Annotated in this window: 11 protein-coding genes; 4 read left to right on the forward strand and 7 right to left on the reverse strand. The window is 44.7% G+C overall.

All coding sequences use genetic code 11. The annotated features are described in order from the left end of the window. Positions 1-8: 8 nt before the first annotated feature. Together EQU50_RS04135 and EQU50_RS04140 are read left to right on the forward strand one after the other, a co-directional pair. Complete coding sequence (locus EQU50_RS04135; RefSeq protein WP_130153883.1) at positions 9-3,140, forward strand: efflux RND transporter permease subunit; 3,132 nt, start codon at positions 9-11, stop codon at positions 3,138-3,140. Beyond that, a complete protein-coding gene (locus EQU50_RS04140; RefSeq protein ID WP_130153884.1) occupies positions 3,121-3,987 on the forward strand; it encodes a methyltransferase domain-containing protein in 867 nt (288 codons plus the stop codon). The genes EQU50_RS04135 and EQU50_RS04140 overlap by 20 nt, the downstream gene beginning before the upstream one ends. On the opposite strand, the gene EQU50_RS04145 is transcribed toward EQU50_RS04140, so the two are convergent. Further along, positions 3,979-4,644: a queuosine precursor transporter gene (locus EQU50_RS04145; RefSeq protein WP_130153885.1), complete on the reverse strand. Its 666-nt coding sequence runs from the start codon at positions 4,642-4,644 to the stop codon at positions 3,979-3,981. The two genes, EQU50_RS04140 and EQU50_RS04145, sit on opposite strands and share 9 nt — an antisense overlap. Positions 4,645-5,163: 519 nt before the next feature. Here EQU50_RS04145 and EQU50_RS04150 point away from each other — a divergent pair. Beyond that, positions 5,164-6,333, forward strand: a complete 1,170-nt coding sequence (locus EQU50_RS04150; protein ID WP_130153886.1) for a hypothetical protein — start codon at positions 5,164-5,166, stop codon at positions 6,331-6,333. A gap of 79 nt (positions 6,334-6,412) precedes the next feature. On the opposite strand, the gene EQU50_RS04155 is transcribed toward EQU50_RS04150, so the two are convergent. The 5 genes from EQU50_RS04155 to sdhC form a co-directional block, all read right to left on the reverse strand. Then, positions 6,413-7,243 carry a TIGR00282 family metallophosphoesterase gene (locus tag EQU50_RS04155; protein ID WP_130153887.1) on the reverse strand — a complete coding sequence of 277 codons (831 nt, stop codon included), beginning with the start codon at positions 7,241-7,243 and terminating at the stop codon, positions 6,413-6,415. Between the two features lie 3 nt (positions 7,244-7,246). Continuing rightward, complete coding sequence (locus EQU50_RS04160; RefSeq protein WP_130153888.1) at positions 7,247-7,984, reverse strand: 3-deoxy-manno-octulosonate cytidylyltransferase; 738 nt, start codon at positions 7,982-7,984, stop codon at positions 7,247-7,249. A 416-nt stretch (positions 7,985-8,400) separates the two neighbouring features. Then, the gene (gene sdhA, locus EQU50_RS04165) at positions 8,401-10,173 is read right to left on the reverse strand and encodes a succinate dehydrogenase flavoprotein subunit (protein WP_130153889.1); all 1,773 of its coding nucleotides are present in this window, start codon (positions 10,171-10,173) and stop codon (positions 8,401-8,403) included. Beyond that, a complete protein-coding gene (gene sdhD / locus EQU50_RS04170; protein ID WP_165380336.1) occupies positions 10,170-10,502 on the reverse strand; it encodes a succinate dehydrogenase, hydrophobic membrane anchor protein in 333 nt (110 codons plus the stop codon). The genes sdhA and sdhD overlap by 4 nt, the downstream gene beginning before the upstream one ends. Next, positions 10,499-10,867, reverse strand: coding sequence for a succinate dehydrogenase, cytochrome b556 subunit (gene sdhC, locus EQU50_RS04175; RefSeq protein ID WP_130153891.1), 369 nt, complete (start codon positions 10,865-10,867; stop codon positions 10,499-10,501). The genes sdhD and sdhC overlap by 4 nt, the downstream gene beginning before the upstream one ends. A 185-nt stretch (positions 10,868-11,052) precedes the next feature. Here sdhC and EQU50_RS04180 point away from each other — a divergent pair, with 185 nt between their 5' ends. Continuing rightward, positions 11,053-12,213 (forward strand): hypothetical protein, encoded by a 1,161-nt coding sequence (locus tag EQU50_RS04180; RefSeq protein WP_130153892.1) that lies wholly within the window; start codon positions 11,053-11,055, stop codon positions 12,211-12,213. A gap of 140 nt (positions 12,214-12,353) precedes the next feature. On the opposite strand, the gene EQU50_RS04185 is transcribed toward EQU50_RS04180, so the two are convergent. Further along, entirely contained in the window at positions 12,354-13,502 is a 1,149-nt protein-coding gene (locus EQU50_RS04185) for an ISAs1 family transposase (RefSeq protein WP_130153184.1), read from the reverse strand. Between the last annotated feature and the right edge of the window lie 5 nt (positions 13,503-13,507).

Consider the following 13,507-nt stretch of genomic DNA (forward strand, 5'->3'; position numbering starts at 1 on the left):
CAGAAACGATGAAGTTATCAGAAATTTGTATTCAAAGACCTGTTTTCGCATGGGTGATGACATCGGTTATCATTGTGGTGGGTTTGGTCGGCGGTTACCGACTGCCCTTACAGCAATACCCTAAAATCGAACGGTCTTTTATTACCATTGAAACCAGCATGCCAGGCGCTGGCCCCGAAATTGTGGAAGCACAAGTGACGCGCATTATCGAAGATGCTGTCGCGGGAATTGAGGGTATTGAGAGCATTACCTCGATTAGCAGTACCGAAGACAGTAAAGTCACCTTGGAATTTCGCGCTGAACGCCTTATAGAAGACGCCACCAATGACATTCGTGACAAACTGAGCAAATCACGTGACAAATTACAAGATGAATCCATCACTGAACCGATTTTGACTAAGTCACGTGCCGAAGAAAAAGCCATTATGACGCTGGCGTTAACCAGCAACACCGTTCCAGCCAGTGACATGTATGATTATGCTGAACGCGAAATTCGAAAAGACCTAGAGGCCCTTCCTGGGGTCGCCCGCGTGGATGTTTTAGGTGCTGGTCAGTACGAGATGAACATCTTTTTAAACCCGGTTCGATTGGCAGCTTATGGCATTACGGTCAATGAAGTTTTAACCGCCCTTAAGCGGCAAAGTATTGAAAAGCCCGCGGGTAAAATTGTTAGCCGCGATCGTGAATATTTGGTCACTACAGTCGCAAAACTAGAAAAACCAGAAGAATACGAAAACATGGTGATTGTAAATCGCAAAGATTATCTGGTGCGTTTGCGCGATATTGGTCGGGCCGAGGTTACCTCGAAGGATCGAAAAACCCGTACCCGTTATAATGGAAAACCCGGTATTAGCATCGGCATTATTAAGCAATCTGCATCCAACCCGATTGATGTTGCGCGTAATGTGAAAAAAGAATTGGACAATGTAAGTAAACACTTACCCGATGGCATGTCGATTCACACCGGAAATGATCGCACTATCTTTATTGAAAAATCAATTAAAGAAGTTTACAAGACTATTTTTGAAGCGACAGCTTTGGTTATTTTGGTCGTCTTTTTATTCTTGCGGTCGGTACGGGCTTCCGTGATTCCCCTGATCACCATCCCAGTTTCATTGGTTGGTGCTCTGTTTATTATGTATTTGTTAAATTTCAGCATTAACATGTTCACGTTAATGGCGATGGTCTTAGCTATTGGATTGGTGGTCGATGACGCGATTGTGGTGTTAGAAAATATATACCGTTATCTGGAAATGGGTTATAAGCCCTTCGAAGCGTCTGTTCGGGGTATTCGCGAAATCAGTTTCTCTGTTATTGCCATGACGTTAACCTTGGCTGCTGTGTACGCCCCGATTTCTTTAGCGCAAGGATTAACGGGAAAATTATTAACGGAGTTTTCCATTACGCTTGCTGGTGCGGTTATTTTGTCAGGGTTTGCCGCCTTAACGTTATCGCCTATGATGTGCGCCCGTATGTTAAAAGCACATGTAAAGGAAAAAGAAGAGGGGCCTCAACAATTAGAACTTTTACCATCATTTAACCCCTTTACAAGGTTCATGACTAAATTTAAGAGCGACGCCTGGTTGATACAGATTGAGAATACGTATGGTCGCTATCTGCGTTTGGCTTTGTTCTACCGTCACTATGTTCTTTTGGCAGCCCTTGCGTTTGCGATCGTTGGGTATATTGTCCACCATAATTTACCGTCGGAATTAACCCCACGTGAGGATCAGGGTTGGATCAATTTGGAGGGTCAATCTCCACAAACAGCCACATTGGAATATACTGAACGGTATGTAAAAAAGATCGACGACATTTTGGAAAAAGTTCCCGAAATTGAACGACGGGTGACGCAGATTGTGAATCCAACATTTGATGGCAGCATTCAGCTTAAACCTGATCGTAAGCGGACAACTGATGAAATTACCCTAGACCTTCGCAAGCAATTTGAAGATATCACGGGTATTGAAATCAAGATTAACAGCGGGTCTTCGGGCATCAGTGGCGACGATAACCGGGCAGTGCAATTTGTCCTGCGTGGCAACAAGTCTTACCGTGAACTGAAAGATATTGCGCACAATATGACAGCGTCGCTTTATGCATCACAAAAAGTGATGGGCGTAACCTCGGAAATTCGGGGCGATACGGAAGATTTCACCGTCAGCATTATTCGTGACAAAGTTTCAGCGTTGGCTATTGAACCGGCAACGATTGCAGATACGATCGATGCGCTGATTCGTGGGCGTAAGGCCAATACCTTTAAACGCGATAACAAAATCTATGACGTGAAGATCGAGGTTGAAAACAGTTCCCGCGCAAGCCCCCATGACATTACCAATTTGTTCGTCAAATCCGGCGATAAAGATGGAACGTTGGTGCCTCTTTCAGAGCTTGTAAAAGTCCACTCACGGGCTGGACCTATTGAAATTCACCACCACAACAGAACACGTGCCATCACAATGAACGCCTTCTTAAAGCCTGGAACAAGTATGGGCGATGGTGTAGAAATGGTCACTGAAGTAGCCACCGATGTGATGCCATCCGATGCACGCATGGACTTTATTGGGGATACAAAGCGGTTCTTGACGGAAAGCAAAACGATGCAATTCATTTTTGCGTTGGCTTTGTGTTTCATTTACTTGGTGATGGCGGCGCAATTTGAAAGCTGGCGCGATCCGTTTATTATTATCCTCAGCGTCCCAATGTCTTTGGCGGGTGCTGTTATTACTCTGGCCTTTATCGATGGAGGTACATTGAACTTGTATTCCAACATTGGTTTGGTCACTCTGATAGGGTTGATTACCAAACACGGTATTTTGATGGTCGATTTTGCCAATGGTTTGCGTGACGACCGGAAGTTTTCGGCCCTAGAAGCTATTATTGAGGCTTGTAGGTTGCGTTTACGTCCTATTTTGATGACGACGTTTGCGATGATTCTGGGTGCACTTCCCCTGGCGCTTTCTGGGGGTGCAGGTTCCGAAAGCCAGCGCCAGTTAGGATGGGTTATTGTGGGTGGTATGACGATTGGAACGATGTTTACACTGTTTGTTGTGCCAGCTTTTTACACCTATTTATCGGCCAAAAAACGCAAAGCTTTGGTCGATTTGCACTTCCCCGGTGATGTTGCTGTCCAGGCTTGAAATCTTTAAGGTCGAACCTCACCAGCTGTTTGATCGCGCCCTCTACAAAAGGCGGCGTCAACAGCTGTTGAAGGGTTCAATATATTTCAAGTTCGCAAAAGAGGTATCAAAACGCCTTCAGGAACGTCTTTCAGGCCTTCAAAGTGATTTCCAGACCGTTTTCCAAACCGGTGACGATCAACACCTTTTGCAGCAGTATTTAAAAGCCCATAAAAAAACGGATTTTTTTGTCCAAGAAGGCGCATCGGTCCACTGTGACGAGGAAGCCTTTCCCTTCACCCCCAACAGTTTTGATTTAATTTTGCATGTGCTAAACCTGCACGCGGTTAACGATGTTCCAGGCGTTTTGACGCAGGCCCTAAACTGTTTAAAGCCCGATGGTTTTTTTCTGGCGGCATTTATCGGCGACAATAGCTTTCAAGAGCTGAAAGCGGTTTTAGAGACCGTTGAACTGGAACACCACGATGGTTTTAGTCAGCGCATCTCACCCTGGATTCGCACCCGTGACGCAGGGTCATTGCTGCAACGCGCTGGTTTTGGCTTGCCGGTTGTCGATTGCGACCGGGTGGTGATTTATTATCCGAATTTAAAAATGCTGTTGCAAGATCTGAAACAATCTAAGGAAACCTCTTTCCTGATGAACCGTCAGGCGCCGCCTTTGACGCGTTCTTTTCTTTCTAAGGCTGAAGCCCTGTATAAAGAAAGGTTTTGGGATGAAGGTCAACAAGGTATCAGAGTCAGCCTTGATATCGTTTACATGGCCGGGTGGCGCCCAGCCCCAAACCACCAAAAATCCCTGCAACGGGGAAGTGCAAAACACCATTTGGGTGACTTTTTATCATTTTAAGGCCGCAGGTGTTGTTCTCGCGGTTGCGAATGTCATCACCCAAACGCCCCCATAAAACAAAGGGGTGCTGCAAATTGTAAAAAATAATTTGTATAAATAGCTGTTATAAATAAGCAGGGACATATGTTCTGGGGGTAAGATGCCAAAGGCTGTCATAAACCCAATGACAATAGTCGTGTCGATAAATAAAGAAATAGCCGTACTGCCATTGTTCCTAAGCCACAGGTGCTTTCCATTGGTAAGTTTCCGTATCCACAGGTACAAAATGATATCAACGGCCTGGGCTGTATAACAGGCAATAAGAGAGCCCATAAACGCAATGCTATAGAAACCAAAAACTTTATGGAAGGTTGCATCATCAATCTTAGACCAACGCGTGGCTTCCAATATGCTCATTCCCGCGATTATAAAAGCCGCAAGCGTATTCACAATAATGGCGAACCGAACGCAAAAGTTGGCCCTTTCTTTGCCATAAAATTCGGCAATAAGGTCAGTCAATAAGAATGTTAGAGGGTACAATACGGCTCCCACTGACAGCTGGAAAGTATGAAAAGGCAACGGCAATGAGACAAATTTTTGATAGGTCAAATTGCCGATGACAAGCAGAACAGAAAATAAGATGCAAAGGCTTGTGTAAATTTTTTCGGCAGTGGTCATCTTAAGGCCTTAATTTTTTGTACACTTTCAGATAATCTTTCAAAGTTCCCTTTGTCAACCCTTGCCTGCAACTATACACTTTGCAGGAGGGGTTGGGGTGTTACTTACACCCAAAAACGTTAAGATCGTTTCTGTGTTTCCATTGCCGATGCGACCGGTTTATCAAAGGCTTTGAACGTTTATTGCCATTCACCTTGAACTTTAGTTAAAAGACTAGATGAAGGGAATTGCCGGTAATATTTTTCAGGAAGGACGTTTCTAAAAGCATCAGTTAATCTTCCCAGCGGCTCGTCCTAATAAACGTTCTTAAATCTTGCAGGTTACTTTGAATCCTCTCTAGTTGAGCTTTCTTTGCAGCGTCAGTGAGGAAATATTTTCTTTCCGACCCTAAAAACCTATTTAGGTAAGAGTTATGGCGCCTTAAAAATTTCCACGTAAGATTTTATGACAGTAGGATGCTTGACTGTAAAAATTAATTAAAATTACAATCAAATATTGACAACCTAACGTTTGATTTTTATGCACACTTTTCTCAAAAAAACCTTTCTAACCCTTGTCTTATTAGCAACAAGCACATGCTTGTTACAAGCGGCAGCGGCCGGTTCTTCTACAGATGATCCTGATCTGGTCGGTATATCGACAGGACCTCTCACAAGTAGTAACCCTTCAGAATTGTCCGTAAGCGCAAGCTCCGTCCAGGCCGCAGCAGCTATTTCCAACGAGGATAATCTGGATCAAGTTGTTGCTTCTGTTGATGCTGGTATGCAATGCCTTACGGTAGGCGCTCCATCAGCATCCTCTCTCCTCGCTCAGGCAAAAAGGGCTAAACAACACCCATCTTTTACCTATTGGGAAGATATAAGCAAACTTTGCATGCTAAATTTCGATACAACCCATATCAACGGATATAGCCAAGCAAACATTGAGTCCCTAAGGGCAGCTATTGATCTTTCTGAGTATGGACAAAGTCAATTCAGCGAGATGTTAAAAAATTCAAAAACACTTATTGATGATTCCAAACTGACAAGCCTTGTGGATACCGCTTACACAGAACAATTTGCCAGCGCCCTTCGGGGTTATCTTTTGATGGCAGCTGGGCGTTATGGGGAAGCTCAAGCATCTTTTGACAAAGCTGGTTCCACGGTTAGTACCGAGCTAAAAACGAAGGCCCAAAAGGCGATAGAAAACTCAAAAAGTGAGGCGGCTGCCGCTTCGGAACGTGTGGAATATGAATGGCTTGGCTTTAATCGTGAAACAGGGCGCGCTTATCTTGCGGTACAAGCAACAGCGGGTGATACGAATGCGAAAGAAAGACTTGATGAAGCAACAAGATTGCTTACAGTAACCGATTCTGCAGAGACAAACCGTATTAATGCTGAGATAAGTGACTACGTTGCCAACATTTATATACGCCAGCAGCTGTCGTGTCTTGATCAGTTTCGATATACACATCTGTCAGGACGCTCATTTTATGAACAACAAATAATGATGGGAAACCAGAGCGCGCGTCATGCACTTAATTATATAGCAATGAGTGGCGTTCTTGGATTTAGTCACAAAGTCATGCTTGCTTATTTGAAAAAGAATATCAGTAATGGTAACCGGGCAGCGTTAGAGATTTTTGAGGATCCGGAAGACCCTTCTGCCATTTGGTTTTTACACTTCTATTTTGGGATCAGAAGATTTTAAGCAACTATCGTGAAATAAAAAACTTCAAACTCACCAGGTCTTGTTGGCCTGGTGAATGAATGAAAAGGGATAACCATCTTTAACCAATCTCGATATCATCCAACGACGTCTGCGACAAACATCCCCCCAGACGAATGGGGAATATTTTTTCAGCCAAGCCCGTTGCATCATTGGTCACCAACAACAATCCACATAAAGTCGCCTCACCCTTAGCCGGCAGGGGACGTTCAGGCGATGGCAGACGTTTTGTGAATTTGTACAATGGCATCTCTTTGGCCATACCGATAACTGAGTCATAATCACCGCACATACCCGCATCACTTTGATAAGCCGTTCCACCAGTCATAATACGATGATCGATTGTTGGGACATGGGTATGGGTGCCCACAACCAGACTGACGCGCCCGTCGCAAAAGTGCCCCATGGCCATTTTTTCCGACGTGGCCTCGCCATGAAAATCAAGGACAATGGCCTGTACAGCGTGGGGCATGGGGTATTTTTTCAAAACCCCCTCCACTGACTGAAAGGGGTCGTCCAGCGATTCCATAAACAACCGGGCCATGGCGTTGATAACCAACACTGATTGCCCTTTGGCTGTCGTGTGAATCACATATCCCTGGCCCGGGCTGGAATCGGGATAGTTAACAGGGCGCAACAATCGCTTGTCACTGTTGATGGTGCCAATGATTTCACGTTGATCCCAGATATGGTTGCCCGTGGTAATAACATCAACGCCCCATTTATAGAAATCACGACAAATGGTTTGGGTTATGCCAAAGCCATTGGCCGCGTTCTCTCCGTTCACGATCACGCAATCCAATTGAAAGCGTTGCCGCAGTTTGGGAATATGATGTTCAATAACGTCCCGGCCACTGCGGCCCATGACGTCGCCACAAAACAATATTTTCACGGATTATTGCCTTTCAAACCAATTTCTGGCCGCTTCAAGGTCCAATGCTGTGTCAACGGTGTGGGGGATGGTCTCAACCAATTCCACATCGATCCGCATGCCAGCCTCAAGCGCGCGCAGTTGTTCCAGACGTTCTGCCTTTTCCAAGGGCGACGCGGGCAGTGAGACAAACTTTTCCAAGGCTTTATAACGATAGGCATAAACGCCAATGTGGTGATAGTGAGTGTCGGCTCCAAACGGAATGGTCGCGCGCGAGAAATACAATCCACGCCCGCGAGTGGCGGATTCTTTGGCCAGAGCAATCTTCACAACATTTTCATTGGACAGATCCTGCGGATTTTCAATAACGCACGCAATGGTTGCAATGTCTACAGCTGGATTTTCCAAGGGGCGCAGGACAGCCTGTAAAACAGACGCGCTAATATTGGGCAGATCGCCCTGTAGGTTAATCACAATCGAGGGTCTGGATTCAGGCGACAAAGTTTGAATGGCAGCCCACATACGATCAGTGCCAGAGGGAAGATCAGGGTCTGTTAAAATGGCCTGTCCGCCGTTTTGATGAACAACCTCAGCAATTTCAGGCCCACAACAGGCAACAGAAACAGGGCCCATATCAGCCTCTAGCGCCCGACGTAATACCTGAACAACCATGGGAAGGCCATCAATCAAAGCCAGCGACTTGCGTTCAAGGCGGGTAGATGCTAGACGAGATGGAATAATAATCAACGGTTGAAGGGACATAGGGCGTTTCCTTTAAAACACATAAAATTTCCTCACCTTAACAGATTTTATAAATTTGTTAATCTTCCTTATTTATCGCATGTGAATGATTTCGCTTGGTAATAACAACCGAAAGCTCGTCAATGCTATGACAAGGGGAAGCCCAGGAAATGATTTGAATGAGGTATAGTCCTTATGTCCGGATTTTTTTAAAAATTAGACCAAAATTTAAATAAAAGATTTTCTCAATTAAGATGGTTTTCTGTAATTATTTCTCCTTTAACTTTGGTCTGCTTCAGGGTATGTTGAGGGCGTCAAAAAAAGCTATGGGAGGTTTTATTATGACACATAATTTTAATATAGATATCGATACAGAAGCACCAGCTGGTGATGCATACTTGGCAACATCCTTGGACGGATTGATGAGGACTAATCTTTCAGTAGACTCGTTCTTGGGGCGCCATAATGTCTAGGTCGTCGTTTAACGTTGCAAATCGCACAGGCCTTTTTTCGAAATGCGCCTGCTGGCCTTGAGCCTGCCAGTAAAGGGTATGATATAGCCAGGGCTGGTCGTCTCGCTTGGGATAATCTTCCCGTGCATGAGCGCCGCGGCTTTCGGTTCGAAACAGGGCCGATTGTATGGTTGCTTGTGCCTGCAGCATCAGGTTCTGTAGTTCAAGTGCTTCCAATAGATCTGTGTTCCATATCATGGAACGGTCGGTGATTTGAATGCCCTTCAAGGTTTGCTTAAGTTCCTCTAGATTGCGGACACCGTCTGCTAGCAGATCATGTGTACGGAAAACGGCGCAGTGATGCTGCATGATTTTTTGCATGGATATCCGCAGCTGTCCTGTTGTGATGGTTCCGTTGGCACAGCGCAGACGCTCTAGTCTTTTGATCGACTCTGCCCCTCGGTCCTCATTTAAAGGTCTGTGCGACGTGTTGGGTTGTATGAGATCCTTGGCTCTAAGCGCAGCGGCTCGACCGAAAACGATCAGGTCTAACAAAGAGTTGGTCCCTAATCGGTTCGCCCCATGCACGGATACACACGCTGCCTCGCCAATGGCCATAAGGCCGGGCACAACGGCACCTGTGGCATTTCTAATGACTTCACCGTGAATGTTCGTGGGAATGCCCCCCATGTTGTAATGAACCGTTGGCAGCACAGGGATCGGATCTTTTGTCACATCAATGCCTGCAAAGATACGGGCTGTTTCGGCGATGCCAGGCAATCTTTCCTTAATAATAGCTGGATCAAGATGCTCTAGGTGCAAGTGCACGTGATCTTTATGGGGGCCAACGCCGCGGCCTTGGATAATCTCCGTCGCAATAGCCCGGCTGGTCACGTCACGCGACGCCAAGTCTTTTGCGTGAGGGGCGTACCTTTGCATAAACCGCTCACCCTTGGAATTGGCCAGGTATCCCCCTTCGCCCCGCGCACCCTCTGTAATCAGGCAACCTGATCCGTAAATGCCGGTGGGGTGAAATTGGACAAACTCCATATCTTGCAAAGGCAGGCCAGCGCGCAACATCATGGCATTGCCGTCACCTGTGCATATATGGGCGGAGGTGCACGAGAAATAAATACGTCCATACCCACCGGTTGCCAAAACCACGATGTGGGCTTGGAAACGGTGAAGCGTCCCATCCTCTAAACACCAGGCAATCACGCCAATGCATCGCCCATGCTCCATCAATAAATCAAGGACGAAATATTCAATAAAGAACTCTGATTGATGCTTCAGACATTGCTGGTAAAGAGTATGCAAAATGGCATGTCCTGTTCGGTCAGCGGCAGCGCAGGCTCGTTTGGCCGGTTCTTTTCCTTGCTGTAATGTATGCCCGCCGAATTGGCGTTGGTAAATTTTTCCCTCTTCCGTCCGAGAAAAAGGCACACCAAAATGTTCCAGTTCCAGAACGGCTTCCTTGGCGTGGCTGCACATATAGGCGATCGCATCCTGATCGCCCAACCAATCAGACCCCTTGACCGTATCGTAAAAGTGATAGCGCCAATCATCTCCATCACCCATGTTATTAAGTGCGGCGCTGATGCCCCCTTGGGCAGCGACTGTGTGACTGCGCGTGGGGAAAACTTTTGTGATGCATGCTGTCTTCAACCCTTGTGCACTCATCCCTAAGGTGGCCCGAAGGCCCGCCCCACCAGCACCGACAACAATCACATCATGCTGATGATCGATAAAACGGCTCATCGGCACATGATTCCGATCAAACTATAAAGGGTCAGGATCATCAGTCCCACGGCAGCTGAATACGTCAGACCCAAAGCAACTTTAGCCGCTGAATCCCTTAAATAATCCCGAATGATCTCCTTCAGCTCCAGCGCCATATGATACAAACTAACAGCGATGGTCACCCCCAAAAAGGCTGCAAGGGCTGGATTGCGGACTGCCATAACGACCTGGTTGTAGTCGGCCCTTTTTAACGCTAGCAAGAAAACGCCTAAAAAAGGCAAAGCGATCGACAAAAATAAAGCAGTCAGTCGTTGCAGTTGCCACTGATGATGGGGTTTCATTTTCATAAATAGGTCCAAACGAGTAAACTTGTGAAAAAGGTTAGGGTTAGCACCAGCCATCCGCTGCGGTAAGCGTCCTTTAAATCCATTCCCCACCCGATATCCCAGCATAAATGGCGGATACCATTAAAGAAGTAATAGGTTAAGGAAATGATCAATAGAAAGACAAACGCCTTTATGGGCGCCATCGCCAAAAGGTCTGTAAAAATCGTATAACTGATCGCGCCCTGATTCAGCGTAAACAACCAAGCAATCAAGCCAAAAATAAATCCTAATAGGGCGAAGCCCGTTAGACGGTGAAGAATTGACATAACAGACGTCATTTGCCAACGGTAAATTTGTAAATGAGGGGAAAGGGGCCGTGAATCCACCGGCGACTCCTAAAAACAATTAATTTTAATAAAATTATATGTTTATGTTTTTCCAAATGGCAAGGGGTTTAGAACTAGCCTTCTTATACACAACATGAAAACACCTTGAAATTCACAATGAAAGCCCCTAAATGAATGTAAGATTCATTATTTAACTTAATCTATAACAACAATGGAAAAATAAGATGATTTTATTTAAAAATATTGCATTTATTGCAGGGCTTTTGGGCGCAACGGCAGTCTGGGCATCTGATATTACTGATGGCTATGATTCTGACGATAATGAATGTTTCAAGCATTCTTATGCTACTAATGGATATGATTCTGGTAATGAGAGTGACTATGACAATGACTATTTTGTGACAAATAGTGACAGCCGACGTTTTCATGGACCATCTACGGCAGTCTTGGTTAGGCGTCCTAGTAGCCCAGAGTTTTGCCCACCGTTTGATCACCCTGCTAGTCAGGACTTTTTGCCTGATGTGCCCCCCTTTATGGCACCAGGGGGGGGGCTGGCTACTTATTTAACGCGCCCTGATCTTTTAATGTACCGTGAACACTATACGCCTCCAATATCTCAAATTATTTGCCAAGAAATTAGAACAACTTGGAATATTTTAAGATACAGCAACTTACCCAATTTATTCGCTGACATTGGGAAAGCTTTTCCAGATTGGTTATATAAAACCCCATTTCGTCCTGATGCATCGTTAAGGATCAATATCCCGAAAAGGATTCCTAAAATTACTGATAAAACCTATGGAGAAACCCTTAGGCTAGCGGCTGAGTTCCGATTTGAAAGGAAATGTGATGGGAAAATATCGCGTCGCAAAGAATTCTTTCTTAAATGCAAAGGCCTGCAATATCAACACAAATTTTTGATAGCAATAGTAGGAGATTCTTTTGGAGAAATAATGTTCACTAGACCGTCTTATCAACAGGTTTCGTGTGAGTTTTATGGTTATGTGAGGCCTCATCATTTTAATTCTCCTGATAGTTATACTTTATGGGATGATCTTTACAAATTTGGAGATGCATTTGGTAGATCGGCAAATATAAGTAACTACCCGCTTAAAAGAGAAATAGAATTTTTAATATACAATATGTTGACCAAATTATCTGCATCCTTGATATACAACATCTTCAATTATCAGACCCCTCCTGCTAGGAAGTTGCCTGACGTCCTGCTTAGGAATGTTTTGGAATTCGCCTACGGCCCCCTAAAATATTCTTTGGATACGACACTTGTTCCACGTGCTCGCCAACGCTGTGCTAAGTCCAGATCTGCGGACATAACATTTTCTATCATGGCGATTGCACTGACATCTCCTCAGCCTAGTTTTTAAAATTACGGTTTCTGCTATTTCCCAAACTTTTGTAGATTGATTTGATTTTGTAGGTTTTGAGAGATCTACTTCCTGTTTTTTTTATTTTTAGACACTATCCTCCCCTTTAAAAGACTTACCGTTTATATCAGTCAATCCGCTCAAACGCGCTTTAAATTGTGGTCAGCGGTTAGAATTTTCAATAAGTATTTGTTGTCCCAGCCTGCTACCTTCCGTCGACAGCTCACCCCTCGTTTATTCGTTTTTTCTTGCTTGAGTAGATTCAAAGCAATACGTCTCATGACAGCCAAATTCTTGGCCGCGTGGCCAACATGCACCTGGTTATGGTCTTCCCTAAAACCTACATCCAAAGACCAGTGCAGGTTAATTTCTATGTTCCAGTGTTTTCTGACAGCAACCATAAACTGATCAATATTTTCATAGGCTAAACTTGTTAGAAAGTAGCGGGTACTACGCTCAACCTGATTATTAGTTGTGCGTGTTGTTTCAAGCATGCCAACACCCTTTAACCCAGGCCAACGAAGTTGAAATACTGCCGGATCGCGTGCTGATACTAATGTATAGCGACGTGTTTCTATGCGACCATGATCATGGATCTTCTCTACTTTCCGTCGATTAAGCATCTTCTTGTACTGACGTGATTCTCCTATATGGAAAATTGCCTTGACCATTTCATGAAGCTTCGGTTGATTATCTTTTAGAGCTAATACGTAGTCTGCACCTTGAATTAAGATCTCTTCAGCAATTGACTGCTGACAACCCATGGCGTCAATGGTGACTGTACTACCAGTAACATCAATCATCTTGAGTAATTTTGGAATGGCTGTAATTTCATTGGATTTTTCATCCGTTTTAACTTGCCCTAAAAGAAGACTTTGATTGCTTGCCCAGGCACTTACAATGTGTAGGGCTTTTTTCTCTTTTCTTCTGTTGCCAGAACCCCGTAGCGTTTTTCCATCAATAGCAATAATCTCAGAATTAACATCGATAGAGAGTGACTTGATCCATGCATAAAAGCAGGATTCAAATTGCTCTGGGTCAAGTATGGAAAACACACGGCCAAAAGTATCATGAGATGGCACACCATTAGGCAGCTCGAGAAATGTTGATAACCAATCGTATTTGGCTTTGCCAAATTCACTAATATCAACCCAGTTATCAGCGCCACAAATTGTGGCCAATATTGTTATTACCAAGATATCGTGCAATTTGTGAAGCTTGTTGTGGTTATCAATACGAGGATCGGCAAGAGGTTCAAAATGTTTGAGGAAAGTATCTGATAACTGCATCCCTG

The organism is Candidatus Finniella inopinata, assembly GCF_004210305.1.
In the GTDB taxonomy this organism is placed as follows: domain Bacteria; phylum Pseudomonadota; class Alphaproteobacteria; order Paracaedibacterales; family CAIULA01; genus Finniella; species Finniella inopinata_A.